Origin of the sequence: Streptomyces sp. CA-243310, from assembly GCF_050936775.1 — a bacterium.
GTDB lineage: Bacteria > Actinomycetota > Actinomycetes > Streptomycetales > Streptomycetaceae > Streptomyces.
This window is the reverse complement of record NZ_JBNJMF010000001.1, coordinates 1,140,001-1,162,449: the sequence shown is the minus strand read 5'-3', so window position 1 is coordinate 1,162,449 and position 22,449 is coordinate 1,140,001. Positions and strand designations below refer to the sequence as shown.

Here is a 22,449-nt window from a genome sequence, read left to right as displayed (position 1 = left end):
CGCCCGGCGCACCGTACGGATCCGGCCGTGTCCGACCCCTTGACCAAGGCGGTGCCCCCGACCGCACTATGTGAGCCATGGGGGTTGTGGACCACCGGGCAAGGCCCTACGCGGAGTTCGAGGCCTTCGTCGCGGGTGCGGCGGGCCGGCTCCTGCACGTCGCGATCCTGCTGACCGCGGAGCCCGAGGACGACCCGGCCGTCGCGCGCCGGCTCCTCGCGGGCGCCCTGGCCCGTACGTACGCGGACTGGCGCCGGCTGCGCGGCGACGACCCGTACGACCACACGCGGCAGGAACTGTGCGCCGCGTACGCCCGCACCGCCCGGCGCCGGCCCTCCGGTACCGGGCCGCTCGCGCGGCTGGTCCCGCTGGAACGGCTCGTCCTGGTGCTGCGGGTGTACGAGGGCGTCGCGGAGGAGGTCACCGCGGCGCAGCTCGGGCTGCCGGCCGAGCGGGTGCACGCCCTGTGCAACCGGGCCGTCGCGGCCCTGCGGGACGTCGTGCCCGCCCCCGGTCGGGAGGCGGCGTGAGCGCCTTCCCCGACCGCAAGGCGGCCCGGGTGCGGGAGCTGATGGAAGGTCCCCACCCGACGGTGCCGGTCGGGTTGGCGGCTGCCGCCGCGGCCCGCGGGGACCGGCTCCTGCGCCGCCGCCGGGCGCTGCGCCGGTTCGGTTGGACGGTGCTGTGCGCGGCGGCGCTCGCGTTCACGGTGTGGGCGGCGCTGACCCGGCCGTGGGCGACGCCGCCGAGCGATGTCTCCCCGCCCCTGGAGGGCTGGTGACGTCCGCCCGGCGGCGGCATCGGGCGAAGAGGGGACTCAGCCCAGCGCGCGGGTGAGGTCCGCGATGAGGTCGTCGGCGTTCTCGATGCCGACCGAGAGGCGGATCAGGTCCGCCGGGACCTCCAGGGCCGAGCCGGCCACCGAGGCGTGGGTCATCCGGCCCGGGTGCTCGATGAGGGACTCGACGCCGCCGAGGGACTCGGCGAGGGTGAAGATCTTCGTACGGCCGCAGACCGCGACGGCCTCCTCCTCGCCACCGGCGACCTGGAAGGAGATCATGCCGCCGAAGTTGCGCATCTGCTTGGCGGCGACCTCGTGGCCCGGGTGCTCGGGCAGGCCCGGGTAGAGGACCTTGGTGACCTTCGGGTGGCGCGCGAGCACCTCGACGATCTTGGCCGCGTTCTCCGCGTGCCGGTCCATGCGGACGGCGAGGGTCTTGATGCCGCGCAGCACGACCCACGAGTCGAAGGGGCCGGCCACCGCGCCCATGGCGTTCTGGTGGTAGGCCAGCTCCTCGCCGAGCGCCTCGTCCGCAGTGACGAGGGCGCCGCCGACGACGTCGGAGTGACCGCCCATGTACTTGGTCAGCGAGTGCACGACCACGTCGGCGCCGAGCGCCAGGGGCTGCTGGAGGTAGGGGGACGCGAAGGTGTTGTCCACGACCAGCTTGGCGCCGGCGGACCGCGCGATGTCGGCGACCACGGCGATGTCCGTGATGCCGAGCAGCGGGTTGGAGGGGGTCTCGACCCAGATCACCTTGGTCTTCGGCGTCAGGGCCGCCCGCACGGAGTCCGCGTCGGAGGTGTCGGCCACCGACCACTCGACGCCCCAGCGGGAGACGACCTTCGCGAAGAGGCGGAACGTGCCGCCGTAGGCGTCGTTCGGGATGACCACGTGGTCGCCCGGGGAGAGCAGCGTGCGCAGCAGGCAGTCCTCGGCGGCGAGCCCGGACGCGAAGGCGAGACCGCGTCGGCCGCCCTCCAGCGCCGCGAGGTTCTCCTCCAGGGCGGTGCGCGTCGGGTTGCCGCTGCGGCTGTACTCGTAGCCCTCGCGCAGTCCGCCGACGCCGTCCTGCTTGTACGTGGACACCTGGTAGATCGGGGGCACGACCGCGCCGGTCCGCGGGTCCGCCGTATTGCCCGCGTGGATCGCGCGGGTCTCGAAGCTCTGGTGCTCGTGGCTGTCGCTCATGGGCAGATGCTATGCCCCGTACGGCGGTGGTTCCTCTCGTGCCCCGACCGTCGGGCCTGGCCAGTGAGGCATTGGCCTTGGCCCGGGTGCGTCTGGTTCGCTTGGAGGCATGGAGATTCTGTGGTTCCTCTTCGCGATGGGCCTGCTCGTGGCCATCGCCGCCCCCTACATCCGGCGCCGGCGGGGCGGTGCCCGGCTGGTCGCGCCCGGCAGCCCGGACGCCGCCGACCCTGCGAACTACGGGTTCGACCGGGAAGAGGAGCTGGACATCCGCGTTCCCGGGCCCGACCAGGACCTGATGGACGCCCTCGACAACGTCGAGCGGACCGGCCGGTGGCAGGCCGCCTCGCAACTGCTGGCCGGGACCCCGACGGAGGGCGAGCAGCGCTGGCAGCGCGTCCAGGCCTTCGGCGGTGCGGCGGCGCTGGACCTGGTGCGCCGGCCCGGGGAGGGCGCGCAGTGGTTGAAGGCGTGGCGGCTGGAGGCGCCGAAGGACGCGGGCGGCGCGCAGGTGCACGCCGAACTGTTGGTGCAGCAGGCCTGGCGGCACTCGGGCGGCGTCGGCTCCGAGGACCACCGGATCATCCTGGAGGAGGCCCTGGAGGCCTGCCGGCGGGCGGCCCTGCTCGCGCCGGGGGACCCGGTCCCGTACATCACGGAGCTGGCGATCGGCCGGGCGCTGGGCTACTCCGAGGCGGAGTACGACGCGCTGTGGGCGAAGGTCATCGACCGGGCCCCGCAGCACATGGGCGCGCACCTGGCGGCCCTGAACTACTGGTGCGAGAAGTGGCACGGCTCGCGGGAGAAGGCCGACGCGTTCACGCACGCGGCGGCGGCCCGCGCCCCGCAGGGTTCGCTGCTGGCGGCCCTGCCGCTGTTCGCGGTGTACGAGCACCTGCCCGAGGTGAACTTCGTGTCGACGTTCTGGCAGAGCGCGGTCGTCACCCGGGCCGTGGAGGGCGCGCTGTACGCGGTCCGCACGGCCCGCGCGGACGACCCGATGCTCGCCCACGTCCGGCACCTGCTGCTGATGTTCCTGGTGAGCATGGAGCGCTGGGCGGAGGCGATGGAACAGGTGCGGCACGTGGACGGGTACGTCGGCGCGCTGCCCTGGTCGGCCTCGCCGGACCCGGCGGCGGCGTACGCGGTGTACCGGGCGCTGGCGGTGGCGGGCTACGAGGCCAACGGCGGTTCGCCGGCGACGCTGCCGCACTGACGCGGGGGTCGGCGGCGCGCGGGCTCCCGCGCGCGGGACGGTTCGGGAATCCCGGACCGTCCTTGTCCGTTGTTCCCACTACCAAGGAGGCGACCATGTTCTCGTACCGCCGCACGCCCGAGCTCCCGACCCGCGAAGAGGCCCTGCGGGGCCGCTCGGAACCGCTCTTCTCGCTGCCGTCCGCGCACACCGTGCTCGGCAACCCGCTTGCGGGGCCCTACCCCGCGCACCTGGCGGTGGCGGACTTCGGCCTGGGCTGTTTCTGGGGCGCGGAGCGCAAGTTCTGGCAGACCCCCGGGGTGTGGACCACCCTGGTCGGCTACCAGGGCGGGTTCACGGAGAACCCGACGTACGAGGAGGCCTGCTCGGGGCAGACCGGCCACACCGAGGTCGTGCGGGTGGTCTTCGACCCGGCGCTCGTCTCGTACGCGACGCTGCTGAAGCTGTTCTGGGAGTCCCACGACCCCACGCAGGGCTTCCGCCAGGGCAATGACGTCGGCACCCAGTACCGCTCGGCGATCTACACCCACTCCCCCGCGCACCAGGCCGAGGCCGAGGCCTCCCGGGAGGCCTACCAGCGGGTCCTGACGGCCGCGGGCCACGGCGACGTCACCACCGCCGTCCTCCCGGCGTCGGAGCGCCCGTTCTGGCCGGCGGAGGCCTACCACCAGCAGTACCTGGACAAGAACCCCGGCGGCTACTGCGGCATCGGCGGCACGGGCGTCAGCTGCCCGATCGGCGTGGCCCAGGCCCCGACGGCAGGCGCCTGAGCCGTCCGGCGCGCACGCCCCGGCCGGCCGCCGCACCCGCGGCGGCCGGCCGGGGCGTCGTCATGCCCGGGCGCTCGTGGCCCAGGTACCCGGCCGCGCCGAGGGGTCGGGTCAGATGGTCGCGGTGTCGATGACGAAGCGGTAGCGGACGTCGCTCGACTGGACACGGTCGTAGGCCTCGTTGATCCGGTCGGCACCGATCAGCTCGATCTCGGCGCCCAGGCCGTGCTCGGCGCAGAAGTCCAGCATCTCCTGGGTTTCGGCGATCCCGCCGATGGAGGAGCCCGCGAGGGTCTTGCGGCCGGCGATGACGGAGAACAGGTTCAGCGAGACCGGGTCCTCCGGCGCGCCGACGTTCACGAACGCGCCGTCGACCTTGAGCAGCCGCAGGTACGTGTCGAGGGGAAGCGGCGCGGACACCGTGGAGACGATCAGGTCGAAGCTGCCGGCCAGCTTCTCGAAGGTGGTCTCGTCACTGGTGGCGTGGTACTCCGAGGCACCCAGCCGCAGGCCGTCGTCCTTCTTGCGCAGGCTCTGCGACAGGACGGTGACGTCCGCGCCCAGCGCGGAGGCGATCTTGACGCCCATGTGGCCGAGGCCGCCGAGGCCGACGATGGCGACCTTCTTGCCGGGGCCCGCGTTCCAGTGCTTGAGCGGGGAGTACAGGGTGATGCCGGCGCACAGCAGCGGGGCGGCGACGTCGAGGTCGATGCCCTCGGGGATGCGCACGGTGTAGTTCTCGTCGACGACGATGTGGGTGGAGTAGCCGCCGTAGGTGGGCTCGCCGTTCTTGTCCATCGCGTTGTACGTGCCGGTCATGCCCTTGAGGCAGTACTGCTCGAAGCCGGCCAGGCACTGCTCGCACTCGCGGCAGGAGTCGACGAAGCATCCGACGCCGACCCGGTCGCCGACCGCGAACTTCGTGACGCCGGGGCCGACCTCGGTGACCACACCGGCGATCTCGTGGCCGGGGACCATGGGGAAGATGCCCTCGCCCCAGCCGTCGGTGGCCTGGTGGATGTCGGAGTGGCAGATGCCGGCGAACTTGATGTCGATGAGGACGTCGTGCTCGCCGACCGGGCGGCGCGGGATCGTCGTGCGCTCCAGCGGGGCCTTCGCGGCGGGAGCGGCGTAGGCGGCGACCTGGGTGACGGACATGGTGAAGCTCCTCGGACGGGGATTTCCAGCGGTATCTCCACGATGCCCCCGTTCCCTCGTGTCACCCAGTCCCCTGTTGTGCCTACGTCCCGTGGACCTACCACTGGCGGGGTCAGGCACACGGTTCGCGACCCGGACATACTGGCTGTATGGACCAGCTTGATCAGCGAGCCGAACTGGGCGAGTTCCTGCGGAGCCGGCGGGCCCGGCTGCGCCCCGGGGACGTGGGACTGCCGGACTACGGCCGCCACCGCCGGGTGCCCGGCCTGCGCCGGGAGGAGCTGGCGCAGTTGGCCGGGGTGTCGGTGGCCTACTACACGCGGCTGGAGCAGGGACACGGACAGAACGTGTCGGCGGAGGTGCTGGACGCCATCGCGCGGGCACTGCGGCTGGACGACACGGAGTCGGCGCACCTGACGCACCTGGCGAGCCCGCGCACCCTCAAGCGGCGGCAGTCCCGGCGGCCCCAACAGGTCCGGCCGGAGCTGCGGACGCTGCTGGACGCGATGGAGGGCGTACCGGCCTACCTGGTGGGACGGCGGCAGGACGTCATCGGCTGGAACCGGCTGGCCGTGGCGGTCTTCGGGGACTTCGGGGCGCTGCCGGTCGGTGAGCGGAACCTGGTGCGGCTGGTGTTCCTGGACGACGCGACGGCGGAGCTGTACGCGGACTGGGAGTGCCGGGCCTGCGAGGTGGTCAGCAATCTGCGGATGTACGCGGGCCAGCACCCCGAGGACGAGCAGTTGTCGGCGCTGGTCGGGGAGCTGTCGGTGAAGAACGAGGAGTTCCGGCGGTTGTGGGCGGCGCACACGGTCGCCGACAAGACGCACGGCGTGAAGCGGCTGCGGCACCCGGTGGTGGGTGAGATGGACCTGCACTTCGAGACGCTGACCCTGCGGGACGACCCGGAGCAGTCGCTGGTCACCTTCCACGCCACCCCGGGCTCCCCGTCGGCGGACGCCCTGCGTCTGCTGTCGTCCTGGGCGGCGCCGACCCACTCCTCCCCCGTGGACGCCCCGTCGCAGAACTGAGGCGCGCCCGGCCGGCCCCGCGGGCCCCCGCCGGCGCGCCCCGGGGTCACAGGGTGCGCTGGAAGATTCCCGCGCCGCGTTCCCACCGGTAGCCCAGGGACTCGTTGACCGCACGCATGGGGCCGTTCTCGTCCGCCACGGTCGTGCCGATCTGCCGCAGGTCCGGGTGGCGCTCGCCCATTTCCGCGAGCATGCGGAGCTTGACGGCCCGGCCGAGGCCGTGGCCGCGGTGGGCGGAGACGACCACCGTGTCGTACTGGAGGGCGCGCGGCCCCGTCGGGTCCGTCCGGACGAGCACCGTGTACGCGGCCACCTCCCCGGCGGGCGTCACCGCCGCGACCATGGTCAGGTCGCCGCCCCGCTCCAGGACCAGCCGCTGGACGGCCCGTACCCGTTCGGCCGTCCACCTCGTCGTCTGCTCTTCCATGTCCCCGCTCGGCGCGTCCTCCATCGCCGCGTGGGCCACGGCCACCGCCGGCGCCCACGCGTCGGGGACGATCCCGGGCCAGCACAGCAGCTCATAGCCCGGGGTGGCCGGTATCGCGGCGGGCATCGCCACGTCCTGGACGTACCAGGACATCCGCAGCACGTTCTCGAAGCCGAGGGACTCGGCGAACGCCCGGCCCGGGCCTTCGAGGTCCACGAGCGCGGAGACCGAGGTGCGCCCGCTCGCGAGGAGCTCGGCCCGGACCCGCTCCCACAGCGCCGTGCCCACGCGCCGCCGGCGCGCCTCGGGGCGCACCGCCAGCACGTCCAGGAACGCGGTGTGCGTGTTGCCCTCGTCGGTGAACAGGAGCAGTCCGGCGACGCCGGCCCCGTCGTCCGTCCTCCAGAACGCGTTCCGGCCCCGGACCGGCGGCACCCGGAGCCGGCCGGCCACCTCCACGCGGGAGGGTGCCGGCAGCCCCGGCAGGTCGGTGGTCGTGGCGGCGGTCAGGACCGCGAGCCAGGTGTCCACCTCGGTGTCGGACGGGGGTGGGGCAACGGGTCGGATCGTCATGACCGGGACCCTAGCCGGGGCGTCCGCCGCGCGCTCAGGGGTTTTCCGTCACCGTCACCCGCGGGCGGAAGCCGGACGAGAAGGCGCCGGGAGAAGGGGCCCACGAACGGCGGACGGCGACGACGGACGGACGGACGACGGACGGCGGGAAACCCGTGTGGGTTTCCCGCCGTCCGTGGTGTCCGCGTCTCAGTTCAGGCCGTACGCGGCGTCAGTTCGGGTCGTACGCGGCGTCAGGAGGCCGCGCCCGCCTTCCACTCCGCCCAGCTCATGTTCCAGCCGTTGAGGCCGTTGTCCGGCTTGATGGTCTTGTCCGGGGAGTTGACCACCTCGACCACGTCGCCGATCAGCGAGTTGTCGAAGAACCACGAGCCGGGGGTGTTCGGGTCGTTGGCGCCCTGGGCGTCGTTGAGACCGACACAGCCGTGACTGGTGTTGACCTTGCCGAAGATCGAGTCGGCACCCCAGTAGTTGCCGTGGATGAAGGTGCCCGAGGTGGACAGCCGCATCGCGTGCGGGACGTCCTTGATGTCGTACTCGCCCTTGCCGTCGCCGTCCTTGAAGCCGACGGTGGCGCCGTCCATCCGGGTCTCCTTGAACTTCTCGGAGATCACCATCTTGCCGTTGTACGTCGGGTTGTCCGGGGACCCCGCCGAGATCGGGATGGTCTTGAGGACCGCGCCGTCCCGGGTGACCGTCATCTGCTTGGTCTTCGCGTCGACCTTGGCTACCTGGCTGCGGCCGACCTTGAAGGAGACGGTCTTGTTCTGGACGCCCTGGACGCCGGGCGCCCCCTTCACGCCCTCCAGCGCCAGCTTCAGCGTGACGGTGGAGTTCGCCTTCCAGTACTCCTCCGGGCGGAAGTCCAGCCGCTGCGAACCGAACCAGTGGCCGACGATCTCCTGGCCGCTGCTGGAGGTGACGTTGATGGCCGCCTGGACGGCCTTCTGGTCCTTGATCGGCTTGTTGAAGGTGATCGAGACCGGCATGCCCACGCCGACGGTCTGGCCGTCGTCCGGGATGAACGAGCCGACGAAGCTGTTCTCAGGGGAGACGGTGGTGAAGGACGCGTTCTCGTGCGCCTCCTTGCCGGCCTCGTCCTTGGCGGTCGCCGACAGGGCGTACTTGGTGGAGCGCTTGAGCGCACCGTCCGGCTTCCAGCTCTTGCCGTCGTCGGCGATCTTGCCGGGGACGACCGTGCCCTCGGTGGTCTTCAGCTCGACCTTGGTGAGCGTGCCGTCACTGACGGCGACCTTGGTCGCGTCGTTCAGGCCGATGTTGGTGGCGCCGTCCTTGGGCGTGATGGCTATTCGGGCCTTGGAGCTGTCCTTGGCCGCCGCGGCGTCCACGTCCGCCTGCGACTTGCCGCTCTCCGTGCCGCCCGCCTTCGGATCGCCGTCTCCGCCTCCGTTGCAGGCCGAGAGCATCAATACGCCGCCGAGCACGGCGGAAACGGCCACCAGGGACCTCTTCCTCCGCATGCTGTCCGTCCTCACACGCCACTCCATCGTTGCCGGAACCCCCGAGCTCCACCCGGCTACCGCCGGGCGGTATCCCTACCGGACAGGGGGGCACGCCCCCCTGCCACGGATCAACAACGCTCAATCGACCCTGTTCGGTTCCACATCCGGTCGGAATGTGTGCAACCCCACGGTCACGCGTTGTCGGTCGGCTCTTCGTCGTGTTCCCCATCTTCCTCGTCCAGGTCCCACTCCATGGACTCGGGGTCGTATTCGGCGGGCTCGCTGCTCCAGGAGGCCTGGGCCAGTTCCACTCCGGGGATGTCCGTGACCAGGTCGGTGGGGTCGACGAGGTAGGCCAGGGCCTCCGACTCGTCGTCGCGAACAGCCGCCTCCGCGTGGCCGCGCTCCTCGTCCGGCATGAACTCGTCGGCCTTGATGTGGGCGTGCGCCGCTCCGGTCAGTGCCGTGGTGTCGGTCACTTCGAGGACCAAATCCACCCGAAGTCGTACGTACCGTGATGTCTCAGAAGGGTTCATACGACGGAGAGTAAGCCCGTGGCCGCCCCGACTTTCCCACGACCCGCCCCTTTCACTAGCATCGGCGCACACGGCCAATTCGCTGCTGCCACAAGGGGGATCGCACCGTGTCCGCACGTCGACCGCTGCTCACCGCTCTCGGAGCGACCACCCTCCTCGCCGCCCTCTGGTTCGTGCCGTCGGCCAATGCCACGGCACCAGGACAGGCGTCGGGATCCTCCGGGGCGCCCGTCCCCGCCAACACGGGCACGATCACGTCCTCCGACATGGTCGTGAATCAAGCGGAACCCCAGGAGGCCGTTCTCGCCCTCGCCGACACCGGCAGTATCGACACGACCCCGTACCTGATGGGCGGCACCGTCTTCCTGGGGCTCGGCGCGGGGTTCGTGACCTTCTCCGTGCGCCGCTCCCGCGCCGAGTAGCGCCCGCTCGGCCCTCCGGGGCCGACGGCGCACGCCGGACGCGACACACGCCGGACCCGGCGCCCGATCCACGCGGCGCCCGATCAAAGACGTGGGAGAACGCGAGAAGGGCCGCGCACCGGGGGATCTCCCCGGGCGCGGCCCTTCGTCGCACTGTCGCCGGTCGGCAGAGCCGTGACGGGTCAGGCGAGCGGACCGGTCACTGTTTCGACCGCCTCGACGAGGGCGCCCGATCGGACGAACGCGTCGGCGGCGGCCAGGTCGGGGGCGAGGAAACGATCCGGCCCGGGGCCCTGGACGCCCGCCGCCCGGGCGGCCTCGATGGCGGCCCGGCTCGCCGGGGCCGCGGTGAGCCCGTGGCGCAGCTCGATCGCCCGGGTGGCCGCGTACATCTCGATCGCGACGATCCGCGTGAGGTTGTCGACGGCCGTACGGAGCTTGCGCGCCGCCGACCAGCCCATGGAGACGTGGTCCTCCTGCATGGCGGAGGAGGGGATCGAGTCGGCGGACGCGGGCACCGCGAGCCGCTTCATCTCGCTGACCAGGGCGGCCTGCGTGTACTGGGCGATCATCAGGCCCGAGTCCACGCCGGCGTCGTCCGCGAGGAACGGCGGCAGGCCGTGCGAGCGGTTCTTGTCGAGCAGCCGGTCGGTGCGCCGTTCGGCGATGGAGCCGAGGTCGGCGGCGGCGATGGCCAGGAAGTCGAGGACGTACGCGACGGGGGCGCCGTGGAAGTTGCCGTTGGACTCCACGCGACCGTCGGGCAGCACCACCGGGTTGTCGACGGCGGCGGCCAGTTCCCGGGAGGCGACCAGGGCGGCGTGCGCCATGGTGTCGCGGCCCGCGCCGGCGACCTGCGGGGCGCAGCGCACCGAGTAGGCGTCCTGGACGCGCGGGGCGGACTCCTCCTGGAAGTGCCCGGTGAGCCCGGAGCCCTTCAGCACGGCGGCCATGTTGGCGGCGGCGGCGCCCTGGCCCGGGTGCGGGCGGATCGCGTGCAGCTCGGGGGCGAGGACCTTCTCGGAACCGAGCAGCGCCTCCAGCGTCAGCGCGGCCGTGATGTCGGCGGACGTGTAGAGCTTGGCGAGGTCCGCGAGGGCCATGACCAGCATGCCGAGCATGCCGTCGGTGCCGTTGAGGAGGGCGAGCCCTTCCTTCTCGCGGAGCTCGACCGGCTCGATCCCGGCCTCGGCGAGCAGCTCGCCGGCGGGCCGGACGGACCCGTCGGGGCCCTCGGCGTCGCCCTCGCCCATGAGCGCGAGCGCGCAGTGGGACAGCGGTGCGAGGTCGCCGGAGCAGCCGAGGGAGCCGTACTCGTGGACGACGGGGGTGATCCCGGCGTTGAGCACGTCCACCATGGTCTGGGCGACGGAGGGGCGTACGCCGGTGTGTCCGGAGGCGACGGTCTTCAGCCGCAGGAACATCAGGGCGCGCACGACCTCCCGCTCGACGCGCGGGCCCATGCCTGCGGCGTGCGAGCGGACGATGTTGCGCTGGAGCTGCGCGCGCAGCTCGGGGCTGATGTGCCGGGAGGCGAGGGCGCCGAACCCGGTGGACACCCCGTAGACGGGCTCGGGCTTGGCGGCGAGCGCGTCGACGATCTCGCGGGCGCGGGCCAGGGCGTCGAGTGCCTCGCCGGACAGCTCGACGCGCGCGTTGCCGCGGGCGACGGCGATGACGTCCTCGGCGGTGGTCCCGGACGTCCCCACCACGACAGTGTGCATATCCATATTCAGCACCCTACGGACTGAATCCTTCTCTGTCACTAGCCAGTTCGATGAGGTCCCCTCACGCGCCGTCACCGCCCCCGTCGCCGCCCCCGTCGGGCCCGGGAGCGGACGCTCAGGCCCGGCCGCGGAACCGCCGCCGCTCCCCCGCCGCCTCCTGCGCGGCGTCCGCGAGCCGCACCACGGCCGTGTCCCGCCCGGCCACCACGGGCCGGGGCGACCGCGCGGCCTTGGCCTTGTACTGGGCGGCGTCCGCGAGCCGGAAGAGCCGCCGGGAGGACTTCACCACGCCGATGGGGTCCCCGGTCGAGGCGACCCCGCAGGCCACCCCCTCGCCGAGTTCCAGCTCGGCGGCCCGCAGGCACAGTTCCTCGGCCACCCGCACCACCTCGTCCGCCGACGGCCCCAGGCTCACCAGGCAGAACTCGTCGCCGCCGAGGCGGGCCACCAGCGCGCCCGGCAGCATGGCCCCGCACAGGCTCAGCACGGACCCGAACCGTTCCAGGAGCCGGTCGCCCATGGCGTGCCCGAGGGTGTCGTTGACCTTCTTGAGGCCGTTCAGGTCACAGACGGCCAGGCTCACGACAGCCCCGGAGCGCCGGTGCTCCTCCAGGGCCTCGTCCAGCCGCATGTCCACGGCCCGCCGGTTGGCGAGTCCGGTCAGCGGGTCGGTGAAGGCCAGCCGCCGGGCCTCTTCGAGCCGCTCGTTCTGCGCGAGACCCGCCGCCACGACGGCGGCCAGGACCGTCGCGAACTCCGCGTCGTCCTCGTCGAAGTCCGGCAGCCCCTCGTCCCGGGCCACGTACAGCTCGCCCCAGGCCCGCCCGCTGAGCACGATGGGCGCGACGACGCAGGTGCCGCGGCCGCGCAGGCGCAGGGCCTCGCCGCGCCGTCCGGGCCGGTCGCCGACCGCGCTCTCGACCCAGGCGTGCGGGCCGCCGCCGCCCGCCCAGCGTTCGTGCAGGAACTCGGTGATCTCCGGGAAGTCGTGGACGGGATAGGACTCGTCCTCGGGAAACTCCTCCTCCCCGGCCCGCCGCTCGCCCTCGTTGACGAGCACCCGCAGCCGTCCCCGCTCGCGCTCCCACGCGGAGATGGCGGCGAACGATCCGTCCAGGGCCAGCCGCGCACCCCGCGCGGCGGCCCGCACGCTGTCCCGCGGCAGGCAGGCGGCCGCCATGGCCTGCGCGAGGCCCACGACGGCTCTCAGCCGCCCGTCAACTCCCATCACCCCAGACTAGGGAGTTTTGTCCAACTTCGTACCTTCCCACCCTGCCGCGCGAATCGACCCGGCCGCACAAATCCCACCCTGCCGCGCGAATCGACCCGGCCACACAAATCCAGCCCCGCCGCGCGAATCGACCCGGCCGCACCAATCCAGCCCTGCCGGCGTTTGAGGCGCGGGGGCCCGGGGGCAGCGCCCCCGCAACGGCGCCGCACGAAACCCCGCACCCGCACCCCCGGCTTCAGGGGCCGGGCGGGGCCCCGGGCCCCGCCCACCCACCCACCGGCCGGCCAGGCCTACGCCCAGCGCGGCTTCCGCTTCTCGTTGAACGCCGCCACGCCCTCCGCCCGGTCCCCGGAGAAGGCCACCGTCCGCCAGGCCGCGTCCTCGATCTCCAGGCCGGCCGTCAGGTCCATGCCGTGCCCCAGCCGCAGCGCCCGCTTGGCCGCGCGCAGCCCGACCGGCGAGTTCGCCGCCATCCGCCCGGCCAGCGCCAGCGCCTCCTCGCGGTCGGAGCCCGCCGCGACCACCGAGTCCACCAGGCCCAGGTCCAGCGCCTCGGCCGCCTCGACGCGGCGGGCCGTGAAGATCAGTTCCGCCGCGCGGGCCGCGCCCACCCGTCGGGGCAGCAGTTGGGTGCCGCCGCCGCCCGGGATCACGCCGACCGACACCTCGGGCAGGCCGACCACGGCCGTCTCGTCCGCCACGATCACGTCGCAGGCCAGGGCCAGCTCGAAGCCGCCGCCCAGCGCGAACCCGTGTACCGCGGCGATCGTCGGCATCGGCAGTTCCAGCACGCCCCCGTACGCCCCGCGCGTGGTCGGCCGCTGCCGCAGCAGCTCGGCGTCCGACAGCGAGTTGCGCTCCTTGAGGTCGGCCCCGACACAGAAGGCCCGCTCCGCGGTGGAGGTCAGCACGACCACCCGCACCGAGGCGTCCGCGGCCAGCGAGGCGCACGCGGCGCCGATGGCCCGGGCCATCTCCGTCGACACCGCGTTCATGGCCTTGGGGCGGTCCAGGACCAACTCGACGACCCCGTCGTCTCCGTGCCGACGTACCGCTACGAACTCCGACTCCACAGGCACTGGGGACCCTCCCGGTTAACGAACGTTACCCGGGGATCTTAGGTGCCCTCCGCGTCAGCGACCAGGGTTCGACGACCCCGAGCCCACGCACCGGCCGCTGCCACATCGGCTGGAGCGCGAAGCGGTAGGTGCCGCCGCCCAGCTCCGACGCGGCCTCCTTCTCCGACAGCGGCGCGGCCCCGGTCCGGCCCAGCTCCTCGGCCATCGCGCCGTCCACGAGCACCGCGTCCTTGGGCGCTATGGACGTCAACCGGCTCGCCAGGTTCACCGTGGTGCCGAAGACGTCGCCCATCCGGGTCGTCACCGTGCCGAAGGCGATCCCGACCCGCAGTTCGGGCATCTGCGGATCGGCTTCCATGGTCTCGATCAGCCGCAGCGCGATCTCCGCCGCCGTCGCCGCGTCGTCGGCGCAGTACAGCACCTCGTCGCCCAGGGTCTTGATCAGTCGCCCGCCGTGCGCGGCGACCAGGTCGGCGGCCGTGGTCTCGAAGGCCTCGACGAGTTCGCCGAGCTCCTCCTCCTCCAGCCGCCGGGTGAGGCGGGTGAAGCCCACCAGGTCCGCGAAGCCCACCGCGAGCCGGCGGTCGACCATCTCCTCGTCGTCGGCGACCTGCACCACGCGCCCGGTCGCGGCCGCCAGCTGGCGGCGCCACACGTAGACGAGGAACTCCTCCAGCTCCGGCAGCAGCAGCTCGACCAGCGGGTACGTGACCTCCGTGCGGGTCATCCCGGGCTCCGGCGGCTCCGTCAGCCCCTCCAGGAAGGAGTCGATCTGCCATTCGGCCAGACGGGCGGTGGTCTGGCCCGTGGACCGCGCCACCTGCACCGCCATGGGCTCGCTGAGCAGGCCGGCCTCCACCAGGCCGGCGAGTCGGCGCAGCGCCAGTACGTCGGCTTCGGTCAGGGCCTTGGCCTGGCCGATGTCCGCGAAGCCCATGGCCCGCCAGAAGCGGGAGGCCAGCTCCATCGAGACCCCGGCGCTGCGGGCCGCCTGGAAGGGCGTGTACCGGCGCTCGGCGCCAAGGATCAGCTGTTCCAGGCGGATGGCGAGCGGGTCGGCCGTCGGCTGGGCCGTGTGGTCGACCTCGTGGTGGGGCGTGTGCTGGTCGCGCCCGATCGGGGTGCCCGCGCCGGCGGACGAACCGGACGCACCGGACGCGGGCGCACTGGACGTTGAGTCGTCGACGGTCAAGGGCCGCCTCCTGTCCATTCCGTGCGCAATTCCGACTTCCGAACCGATTGATCACCGGGAGGACCGGGATCGCCTAAACCATACGGCAGGTGTGCCGTAGCTCACTCCCCACTCCGTCGGCCGCGCCCCGAGCGTGATCCGCACCCGCAGGCCCCGTCGGGCGGGCCGTCTCCGGGTGCCCGCCCGGGCGGGCACCCGGAGACGGCCTAATGGGTCGACCGCAGGTGGACGACGTCGCCGGCGCCCACGGCCTCGTGCTCGTCGGCGGCCGTCCGGATGACGAGCCGACCGTCCGCGTCGACCGCTTCGGCCGTCCCGGTGAGCGTGCGCCCGCCGGGCAGCTCCGCGCGCACGTGCTTGCCCAGCGTCGCGCACCCCGCCGCGTACGTCTCCTGGAGCCCGCTGGCCGCCGGGTCGCCGCCGGCCGCTCGCCAGTTCCCGTACCACTGCTCCAGGGACCGCAGCACGGCCCTGAGCAGCGGGTCCCGGTCGGTGACGGTCGCCTTGGCCAGGGCCAGGGAACCGGCGGTGTCCACCGGCAGCTCGTCCTCGCTCAGGGTGACGTTGAGCCCGATCCCGACGACCACGCCGTCGCCGACGCGCTCGGCGAGGATCCCGCCGGTCTTGCGCTCCTCGCCGTCCACGGTGACCAGCAGGTCGTTGGGCCACTTGAGGGCGGTGTCCACGCCCGCCGCCCGGGACAACCCCGTCGCGGTGGCCACGCCGGCCAGCAGGGTCAGCCAGCCCCACCGCTCCTGCGGTACGTCCGGCCCGGGCTTGAGCAGCACGGAGAAGAACAGCCCGGACCGCGCGGGCGCCGTCCAGGTCCGGTCGAGGCGCCCGCGCCCGGCGGTCTGCTCCTCGGCGACGAGCACGGCCCCCTCGGGCAGCGTCGCGGCCCGGGCGGCGAGATCGGTGTTGGTGGACCCGGTGGCGGGCACGACCTCCAGCGAGGTCCACAGCCCGTCCTCGACGACGAGCGCCCGGCGCAGGGCTGCGACGTTCAACGGCGGCCGGTCGAGGCTGGACCAGCGGCCCGCGGAACCTCCGGTCGGAGTTCCGGCTGATGCATCTGATGGCGTCATGCAAGCCACAGTAGGTGTGTCAAACGCCGCACTGCCGAGCGCCATGCCCGCCGATACGCTACGCACCAGTAGCCAGCAGTAGTCAATCAATTGACCAGGCAGTTGACACCACACAGGGAGCCGCGACCCCGATGTCACAACCCTCACAGCCGATCGACACGCACACGACCGCGGGCAAGATCGCGGACCTGCGGCGACGCATCGACGAAGCCACGCACGCAGGGTCCGCGCGGGCCGTGGAGAAGCAGCACGCCAAGGGAAAGCTGACGGCGCGTGAGCGGGTCGCCCTGCTGCTGGACGAGGGGTCGTTCGTCGAACTCGACGAGTTCGCCCGGCACCGGTCGACCAACTTCGGTCTGGAGAACACCCGCCCCTACGGCGACGGCGTCGTCACCGGCTACGGCACGGTGGACGGCCGCCCGGTGGCCGTGTTCTCGCAGGACTTCACGGTCTTCGGCGGAGCCCTCGGCGAGGTCTACGGCCAGAAGATCATGAAGGTCATGGACTTCGCGCTGAAGACCGGATGTCCGCTCGTCGGCATCAACGACTCCGGCGGCGCCCGCATCCAGGAGGGCGTCAGCGCCCTGGGCATGTACGGCGAGATCTTCCGCCGCAACGTGCACGCCTCGGGCGTGATCCCGCAGATCAGCCTGATCGTGGGACCGTGCGCCGGCGGCGCCGTCTACTCGCCCGCCATCACCGACTTCACGGTGATGGTCGACCAGACCTCGCACATGTTCATCACCGGCCCGGACGTCATCAAGACGGTCACCGGCGAGGACGTGGGCTTCGAGGAACTGGGCGGCGCCCGTACCCACAACTCCACCTCGGGCGTGGCCCACCACATGGCCGGCGACGAGAAGGACGCCATCGAGTACGTCAAGTCGCTCCTCGCGTACCTGCCGTCGAACAACCTCTCCGAGCCGCCCGCCTTCCCGGAGGACGCGGACACCGAGGTCACCGACACCGACCGCGAACTCGACGTGCTGATCCCGGACAGCGCGAACCAGCCGTACGACATGCACACCGTGATCGAGCACGTGCTCGACGACGCGGAGTTCCTGGAGACGCAGTCGCTGTTCGCGCCGAACATCCTCACCGGCTTCGGCCGCGTCGAGGGCCACCCGGTGGGCATCGTCGCGAACCAGCCGATGCAGTTCGCCGGCTGCCTGGACATCAACGCCTCGGAGAAGGCCGCCCGCTTCGTGCGGACCTGCGACGCCTTCAACGTCCCGGTGCTGACCTTCGTCGACGTCCCGGGCTTCCTTCCGGGCACGGACCAGGAGTACAACGGAATCATCCGGCGCGGCGCGAAGCTGATCTACGCGTACGCCGAGGCCACCGTCCCCCTGATCACCGTCATCACCCGCAAGGCCTTCGGCGGCGCCTACGACGTGATGGGCTCCAAGCACCTCGGCGCGGACCTGAACCTGGCCTGGCCGACCGCGCAGATCGCCGTCATGGGCGCCCAGGGCGCGGTGAACATCCTGCACCGCCGCACCCTCGCCGAAACCGCCCCGGAGGAGGTGGAGGAGACGCGCGCACGCCTGATCACCGAGTACGAGGACGCGCTGCTCAACCCGTACACCGCCGCCGAGCGCGGGTACATCGACGCGGTGACCATGCCGTCCGAGACCCGGGCGCACGTGGTGAAGGGGCTGCGCCAGTTGCGGACCAAGCGGGAGTCCCTGCCCCCGAAGAAGCACGGAAACATCCCCCTCTAGGCCCCGAGGAGTTCACAGTGGTGATCAAGGTCGTCAAGGGGAACCCGACCCCGGAGGAGTTGGCCGCCGCACTGGCGGTGGTCCAGGCGCGCGCGGCGGCACTGGCCTCCGTGCCGCCGGGCGCCTCCCGGGTCAAGGACGAGTGGGCCTCGCCGGCCCGGACGGCCCGCCGGCGCCTGCCGCAGCCGGGGCCGCACGCGTGGGGCCGCACGTACTGGCCCGGCTAGACCCCGTCTTCGGGCCCGATACCGGGACCGAAGATGACGCGAACGGACGGTGGCGCCTGAGTACGAGTACTCAGGCGCCACCGGCGTCCCTCGGGACAGGATCGACGCATGCTCTGGTCAGACCCGAAGGACGAGCCCCCGAAGGACATGCGCGACGTCCAGGCCATGGTCCGGAGAATGATCGTGGTGCTCGCGCTCGCCATGATCGTGGTGGTGTACGTCCTCGGCGTGGACCACTTCTAGCGCCCTCCTGCGCCGCCCGCCGCCGGCCCTACGATGGCGGGCATGACTGCTGCTGAACCGCGCGCGCTCGTCCTCGCCTCCGCCTCCCCCGCCCGGCTGAACCTGCTGCGACAGGCCGGGCTCGCCCCGCACGTGATCGTCAGCGGCTTCGACGAGGACACGCTGAGCGCCGACAGCCCCTCCGAACTGGCCCTGGCCCTGGCCGAGGCCAAGGCCGCCGTGGTGGCCGCCCTGGACGAGACCGCGGGCGCCCTGGTGATCGGCTGCGATTCGGTGCTGGAGCTGGACGGCGAGGCGCTGGGCAAGCCCGCGGACGCCGAGGAGGCCACGGCCCGCTGGAAGTCGATGCGCGGGCGGGCGGGCGTCCTGCGCACCGGTCACTGCGTCATCGACACCGCGAGCGGCCGTCGGGTCTCGGCCACCGCGTCCACGACGGTCCGCTTCGGCGAGCCCTCGGACGCGGAGGTCGCGGCGTACGTGGCCAGCGGGGAGCCGCTGCACGTGGCCGGGGCCTTCACCCTGGACGGGCTGTCGGCGCCCTTCATCGACGGAATCGACGGCGATCACGGCAATGTGATCGGGATCTCCCTGCCGCTGCTGCGCTCGCTGCTCGGCGAACTGGGCGTGTCCATCACGGATTTGTGGGCTTGAGTTCCGTGTGCGGCGGGGGCGGCGGGACGTCCCGGGGCAGCGTGTCCCGGGGTCCGGCGGCAGGCGCCGCGCCACCGGGCGCGGGGAGCGTCAGGACCAGCACGATCAGGCACAGGATCAGCATGGTCGCCGCGAAGGCGGACCAGCCGATCAGCGCCACGGCCAGCGCGCCGAGCACCACGTGGGTGACGGCCGCGCTGACGAGGACGATGCGGGCGAAGCGGCCCGGAGCCCGGTCCCGTACGGCGACGATGCCCAGCAGGACGGCGCACAGCAGCAGGAACGCACCGATGCCGGCGCCCATCACGTAGGTCGCCTTGGACATGACGTCCGGATCGGCGCCCGCGATCGACATCGACTGGTTCGCGGTCGTCTTTCCCAACACGACGTGGACGAGGACGAGCAACGCCGCTTCCGCGACGAGCACGACCGCAGCCACGCCGGCCACGATTCTGCGCAGCACGACGCTCCCCTCCCCACAAGCCACAAGCCTGTTCGACGCCCTGGAGGCTACTAACGGGTAATCCCCGGGACAAGGGGTGCGGGCAGGTTCGTTGCGCGAATCGGGTCCGTGCAGCGATCAAGCAAAGAAAGCCTGGTCCGTTCGTAGGGACTCGACAAAGAATCACCCGGGGCCGCTGACCCGCCGGACAGAGACCTCGGATGCGTGACGGGGTTACTGTGCAGTCGGGGATCCCCCTTGCCTGGGGCGCCACAAGGGCTTTCCGGACCCGAGGCGGGCTCGCATCACACTCTGTGTGGGCAAGCTCACCTCTGGATAAGGGTCGAAAGGCCGTGTGGGCTGTCCCTAAACTCAGGTTGTTTCAAGGAGGGAGCCATCGTGCGCAAGGTGCTCATCGCCAACCGTGGCGAAATCGCTGTCCGCGTTGCTCGGGCCTGCCGGGATGCCGGGATCGCGAGCGTAGCCGTCTACGCCGACCCGGACCGGGACGCTCTGCACGTCCGCGCGGCCGACGAAGCTTTCGCGTTGGGCGGTGACACCCCGGCCGCCAGCTACCTCGACATCGCGAAGGTCCTGCAGGCGGCGGCGGACTCCGGCGCGGACGCGATCCATCCCGGATACGGTTTCCTGTCGGAGAACGCCGAGTTCGCGCAGGCCGTCCTCGACGCCGGTCTGACGTGGATCGGGCCGCCGCCCCAGGCCATCCGTGACCTGGGCGACAAGGTCGCCGCCCGGCACATCGCCCAACGCGCCGGCGCCCCGCTGGTCGCCGGCACCCCCGACCCGGTCTCCGGATCCGACGAGGTCGTGGCGTTCGCGAAGGAACACGGCCTGCCCATCGCGATCAAGGCCGCGTTCGGTGGCGGCGGTCGCGGCCTGAAGGTCGCCCGGACCCTCGAAGAGGTCCCCGAGCTGTACGACTCCGCCGTCCGCGAGGCCGTCGCCGCGTTCGGACGCGGTGAGTGCTTCGTCGAGCGTTACCTCGACAAGCCCCGCCACGTGGAGACGCAGTGCCTGGCCGACACACACGGCAACGTCGTGGTCGTCTCCACCCGCGACTGCTCGCTCCAGCGCCGCCACCAGAAGCTGGTCGAGGAGGCCCCGGCCCCGTTCCTGACGGACGCCCAGAACGCCGAGCTGTACGCCGCGTCCAAGGCCATCCTGAAGGAAGCCGGCTACGTCGGCGCGGGCACGGTGGAGTTCCTGGTCTCCGCGGACGGTCTGATCTCCTTCCTGGAGGTCAACACCCGCCTCCAGGTCGAACACCCCGTCACCGAGGAGGTCACCGGCCTCGACCTGGTCCGGGAGATGTTCCGCATCGCCGACGGCGAGGAACTGGGTTACGGGGATCCGGTACTGCGCGGACACTCCTTCGAGTTCCGCATCAACGGCGAGGACCCGGGCCGGGGCTTCCTGCCCGCCCCCGGCACCGTCACCCGCTTCGCTCCCCCCTCCGGCCCCGGCGTCCGCCTCGACGCGGGCGTGGAGTCCGGCTCCGTCATCGGCCCGGCCTGGGACTCCCTCCTGGCCAAGCTGATCGTCACCGGCGCCACCCGCGAACAGGCCCTCCAACGCGCCGCCCGCGCACTCGCCGAGTTCGAGATCGAGGGCATGGCCACCGCCCTCCCCTTCCACCGCGCCGTCGTCACCGACCCCGCCTTCGCCCCCGCGGAAGGACCCTTCACGGTCCACACCCGCTGGATCGAAACCGAGTTCGTCAACGACATCAAGGCGTTCGTGGCCCCCGCCGCCGAGGACACCGAGGACGAGCCCGGCCGCGAGACCGTCGTCGTCGAGGTCGGCGGCAAGCGACTGGAGGTCTCCCTCCCGTCCTCGCTGGGCATGACCCTGGCCCGCACCGCCGCCGCCGGCGGCGCCAAGCCCAAGCGCCGCGCCGCCAAGAAGTCCGGCCCGGCCGCCTCCGGCGACACCCTCGCCTCCCCGATGCAGGGAACCATCGTCAAGATCGCCGTCGAGGAAGGCCAGCAGGTCAACGAAGGCGACCTGATCGTCGTCCTCGAGGCCATGAAGATGGAACAACCCCTCAACGCACACCGCTCCGGCACCATCGTCGGCCTCAAGGCCGAAGTCGGCGCCTCCCTCACCTCCGGCGCCACCATCTGCGAGATCAAGGACTGACCACCGTCCCGTTCTCACGTCGAAAGGCCCCGCCCGGTGACCCGGGCGGGGCCTTTCGACTACAGGGCCCGACGACAGCGGCCCAATGACAGCGGCCCGAGGACCGGGCCTAGCGACGCCGCATGTCCGCGACCCGCGCCCGCTCCCCGGCCTGCTGTTCCAGCAGCCCGGCGGGCGCGCTGCGCAGCTGGGCGGTCGGACCGCCCCGCCGCTGGACCGGAAGGGGGGAATCCCGCCGGGGTCGACGCCCCTGCATCCCCTCACCACCGCCGGAGGCGGCGGCCCCGGCCACCGTGATCTGCACGCCCTGATCGGCCAGCGCCTGCAGTTCCGTACCCGCCCGTTCGTCGTGCGGCGGTGGCTCGTCGGTCACCAACCGTGTCATCACGTCCGTGGGCACGGTCTGGAACATGGTGTCCGTACCGAGCTTGGTGTGGTCGGCGAGTACGACGACCTCCGCGGCGGCCTGCACCAGTGCCCGGTCCACGCTCGCGGAGAGCATGTTGGACGTGGACAGCCCGCGCTCGGCGGTCAGTCCGCTCCCGGACAGGAAGGCCCGGGAGACCCGCAGCCCTTGGAGGGACTGCTCGGCACCGCTGCCGACGAGCGCGTAGTTGGATCCGCGCAGCGTTCCGCCGGTCATCACCACTTCCACCCGGTTGGCATGGGCCAGCGCCTGGGCGACGAGCAGCGAGTTGGTGACGACGGTCAGTCCGGGTACCCGGGCGAGCCGGCGGGCCAGCTCCTGCGTCGTGGTGCCGGCGCCGACGACGATGGCTTCGCCCTCTTCGACGAGGCCGGCCGCGACATCGGCAATGGCGGTCTTCTCCGCCGTCGCGAGATGGGACTTTTGCGGAAAGCCGGACTCTCGCGTGAATCCGCCCGGCAAGACCGCACCGCCGTGCCGGCGGTCGAGGAGTCCTTCTGCCTCCAGTGCCCGCACGTCCCGCCGTACGGTCACTTCGGAGGTCTGGACGACGCGGGCGAGCTCACGAAGCGATACCGCTCCGTTGGCCCGCACCATTTCGAGGATCAATTGGCGACGTTCTGCAGCGAACACGAAACTGACAGTAACCCCAACGACCGTCTGCTTTCAGCTCCTTACGCCGGAATACCGAAG

At 72.1% G+C, this 22,449-nt stretch carries 23 protein-coding genes; 11 read left to right on the top strand and 12 right to left on the bottom strand.

What is annotated here, in order from left to right; all coding sequences use genetic code 11:
- The first annotated feature begins 77 nt into the window (after nt 1-77).
- Nucleotides 78-530: a sigma factor-like helix-turn-helix DNA-binding protein gene (locus ACQEVM_RS05560; RefSeq protein ID WP_433075652.1), complete on the top strand. Its 453-nt coding sequence runs from the start codon at nt 78-80 to the stop codon at nt 528-530.
- Nucleotides 527-781, top strand: a complete 255-nt coding sequence (locus tag ACQEVM_RS05555; RefSeq protein ID WP_234350237.1) for a hypothetical protein — start codon at nt 527-529, stop codon at nt 779-781. Before ACQEVM_RS05560 ends, ACQEVM_RS05555 begins: the two co-directional genes overlap by 4 nt.
- A 36-nt stretch (nt 782-817) precedes the next feature.
- On the opposite strand, the gene ACQEVM_RS05550 is transcribed toward ACQEVM_RS05555, so the two are convergent.
- A complete protein-coding gene (locus ACQEVM_RS05550) occupies nt 818-1,972 on the bottom strand; it encodes a cystathionine gamma-synthase (RefSeq protein ID WP_433075650.1) in 1,155 nt (384 codons plus the stop codon).
- Between the two features lie 109 nt (nt 1,973-2,081).
- Between ACQEVM_RS05550 and ACQEVM_RS05545 the strand changes: the two genes are divergently transcribed.
- Both ACQEVM_RS05545 and msrA read left to right on the top strand, forming a co-directional pair.
- Complete coding sequence (locus ACQEVM_RS05545) at nt 2,082-3,188, top strand: hypothetical protein (protein ID WP_433075648.1); 1,107 nt, start codon at nt 2,082-2,084, stop codon at nt 3,186-3,188.
- 95 nt (nt 3,189-3,283) lie between these two features.
- Entirely contained in the window at nt 3,284-3,958 is a 675-nt protein-coding gene (gene msrA / locus ACQEVM_RS05540; protein ID WP_433075646.1) for a peptide-methionine (S)-S-oxide reductase MsrA, read from the top strand.
- 111 nt (nt 3,959-4,069) lie between these two features.
- Here msrA and ACQEVM_RS05535 read toward each other — a convergent pair whose 3' ends face one another.
- Complete coding sequence (locus ACQEVM_RS05535) at nt 4,070-5,116, bottom strand: NAD(P)-dependent alcohol dehydrogenase (protein ID WP_433075644.1); 1,047 nt, start codon at nt 5,114-5,116, stop codon at nt 4,070-4,072.
- Between the two features lie 149 nt (nt 5,117-5,265).
- On the opposite strand from ACQEVM_RS05535, the gene ACQEVM_RS05530 reads away from it, so the two are divergent.
- Entirely contained in the window at nt 5,266-6,147 is an 882-nt protein-coding gene (locus tag ACQEVM_RS05530) for a helix-turn-helix domain-containing protein (protein WP_433075642.1), read from the top strand.
- 46 nt (nt 6,148-6,193) lie between these two features.
- Here the strand turns inward: ACQEVM_RS05530 and ACQEVM_RS05525 are convergent, their stop codons facing one another.
- The 3 genes from ACQEVM_RS05525 to ACQEVM_RS05515 all read right to left on the bottom strand — a co-directional run bounded on the left by ACQEVM_RS05525 (nt 6,194) and on the right by ACQEVM_RS05515 (nt 9,146).
- Complete coding sequence (locus tag ACQEVM_RS05525; RefSeq protein ID WP_433075640.1) at nt 6,194-7,147, bottom strand: GNAT family N-acetyltransferase; 954 nt, start codon at nt 7,145-7,147, stop codon at nt 6,194-6,196.
- A 233-nt stretch (nt 7,148-7,380) separates the two neighbouring features.
- Nucleotides 7,381-8,655 carry a L,D-transpeptidase gene (locus tag ACQEVM_RS05520; protein ID WP_433075638.1) on the bottom strand — a complete coding sequence of 425 codons (1,275 nt, stop codon included), beginning with the start codon at nt 8,653-8,655 and terminating at the stop codon, nt 7,381-7,383.
- A 146-nt stretch (nt 8,656-8,801) separates the two neighbouring features.
- Complete coding sequence (locus ACQEVM_RS05515) at nt 8,802-9,146, bottom strand: hypothetical protein (protein WP_433075636.1); 345 nt, start codon at nt 9,144-9,146, stop codon at nt 8,802-8,804.
- Nucleotides 9,147-9,253: 107 nt separating this feature from the next.
- On the opposite strand from ACQEVM_RS05515, the gene ACQEVM_RS05510 reads away from it, so the two are divergent.
- Complete coding sequence (locus ACQEVM_RS05510) at nt 9,254-9,568, top strand: hypothetical protein (protein WP_433075634.1); 315 nt, start codon at nt 9,254-9,256, stop codon at nt 9,566-9,568.
- A gap of 182 nt (nt 9,569-9,750) precedes the next feature.
- On the opposite strand, the gene hutH is transcribed toward ACQEVM_RS05510, so the two are convergent.
- The 5 genes from hutH to ACQEVM_RS05485 form a co-directional block, all read right to left on the bottom strand.
- Nucleotides 9,751-11,292, bottom strand: coding sequence for a histidine ammonia-lyase (gene hutH, locus ACQEVM_RS05505; RefSeq protein WP_433079826.1), 1,542 nt, complete (start codon nt 11,290-11,292; stop codon nt 9,751-9,753).
- A gap of 118 nt (nt 11,293-11,410) precedes the next feature.
- The gene (locus ACQEVM_RS05500; protein ID WP_433075632.1) at nt 11,411-12,523 is read right to left on the bottom strand and encodes a diguanylate cyclase domain-containing protein; all 1,113 of its coding nucleotides are present in this window, start codon (nt 12,521-12,523) and stop codon (nt 11,411-11,413) included.
- Nucleotides 12,524-12,816: 293 nt separating this feature from the next.
- Nucleotides 12,817-13,605 (bottom strand): enoyl-CoA hydratase/isomerase family protein, encoded by a 789-nt coding sequence (locus ACQEVM_RS05495; RefSeq protein WP_433075630.1) that lies wholly within the window; start codon nt 13,603-13,605, stop codon nt 12,817-12,819.
- Between the two features lie 25 nt (nt 13,606-13,630).
- Entirely contained in the window at nt 13,631-14,797 is a 1,167-nt protein-coding gene (locus ACQEVM_RS05490) for an adenylate/guanylate cyclase domain-containing protein (protein ID WP_433075628.1), read from the bottom strand.
- A 206-nt stretch (nt 14,798-15,003) separates the two neighbouring features.
- Nucleotides 15,004-15,882 (bottom strand): biotin--[acetyl-CoA-carboxylase] ligase, encoded by an 879-nt coding sequence (locus ACQEVM_RS05485; RefSeq protein WP_433075625.1) that lies wholly within the window; start codon nt 15,880-15,882, stop codon nt 15,004-15,006.
- A 131-nt stretch (nt 15,883-16,013) separates the two neighbouring features.
- On the opposite strand from ACQEVM_RS05485, the gene ACQEVM_RS05480 reads away from it, so the two are divergent.
- From ACQEVM_RS05480 to ACQEVM_RS05465, 4 genes are all read left to right on the top strand, one after another.
- Nucleotides 16,014-17,606 carry an acyl-CoA carboxylase subunit beta gene (locus tag ACQEVM_RS05480; RefSeq protein ID WP_433075622.1) on the top strand — a complete coding sequence of 531 codons (1,593 nt, stop codon included), beginning with the start codon at nt 16,014-16,016 and terminating at the stop codon, nt 17,604-17,606.
- A 17-nt stretch (nt 17,607-17,623) separates the two neighbouring features.
- A complete protein-coding gene (locus tag ACQEVM_RS05475) occupies nt 17,624-17,833 on the top strand; it encodes an acyl-CoA carboxylase subunit epsilon (RefSeq protein ID WP_053682188.1) in 210 nt (69 codons plus the stop codon).
- Between the two features lie 108 nt (nt 17,834-17,941).
- Nucleotides 17,942-18,076 carry a morphogenic membrane protein MmpB gene (gene mmpB, locus ACQEVM_RS05470; RefSeq protein ID WP_267802421.1) on the top strand — a complete coding sequence of 45 codons (135 nt, stop codon included), beginning with the start codon at nt 17,942-17,944 and terminating at the stop codon, nt 18,074-18,076.
- Between the two features lie 33 nt (nt 18,077-18,109).
- The gene (locus ACQEVM_RS05465; protein ID WP_433075617.1) at nt 18,110-18,727 is read left to right on the top strand and encodes a Maf family protein; all 618 of its coding nucleotides are present in this window, start codon (nt 18,110-18,112) and stop codon (nt 18,725-18,727) included.
- On the opposite strand, the gene ACQEVM_RS05460 is transcribed toward ACQEVM_RS05465, so the two are convergent.
- A complete protein-coding gene (locus ACQEVM_RS05460) occupies nt 18,708-19,190 on the bottom strand; it encodes a hypothetical protein (RefSeq protein WP_433075615.1) in 483 nt (160 codons plus the stop codon). The two genes, ACQEVM_RS05465 and ACQEVM_RS05460, sit on opposite strands and share 20 nt — an antisense overlap.
- Nucleotides 19,191-19,568: 378 nt before the next feature.
- Here ACQEVM_RS05460 and ACQEVM_RS05455 point away from each other — a divergent pair, with 378 nt between their 5' ends.
- The gene (locus tag ACQEVM_RS05455) at nt 19,569-21,329 is read left to right on the top strand and encodes an acetyl/propionyl/methylcrotonyl-CoA carboxylase subunit alpha (protein ID WP_433075612.1); all 1,761 of its coding nucleotides are present in this window, start codon (nt 19,569-19,571) and stop codon (nt 21,327-21,329) included.
- 109 nt (nt 21,330-21,438) lie between these two features.
- Here ACQEVM_RS05455 and ACQEVM_RS05450 read toward each other — a convergent pair whose 3' ends face one another.
- Entirely contained in the window at nt 21,439-22,353 is a 915-nt protein-coding gene (locus tag ACQEVM_RS05450; protein WP_433079824.1) for a DeoR/GlpR family DNA-binding transcription regulator, read from the bottom strand.
- Between the last annotated feature and the right edge of the window lie 96 nt (nt 22,354-22,449).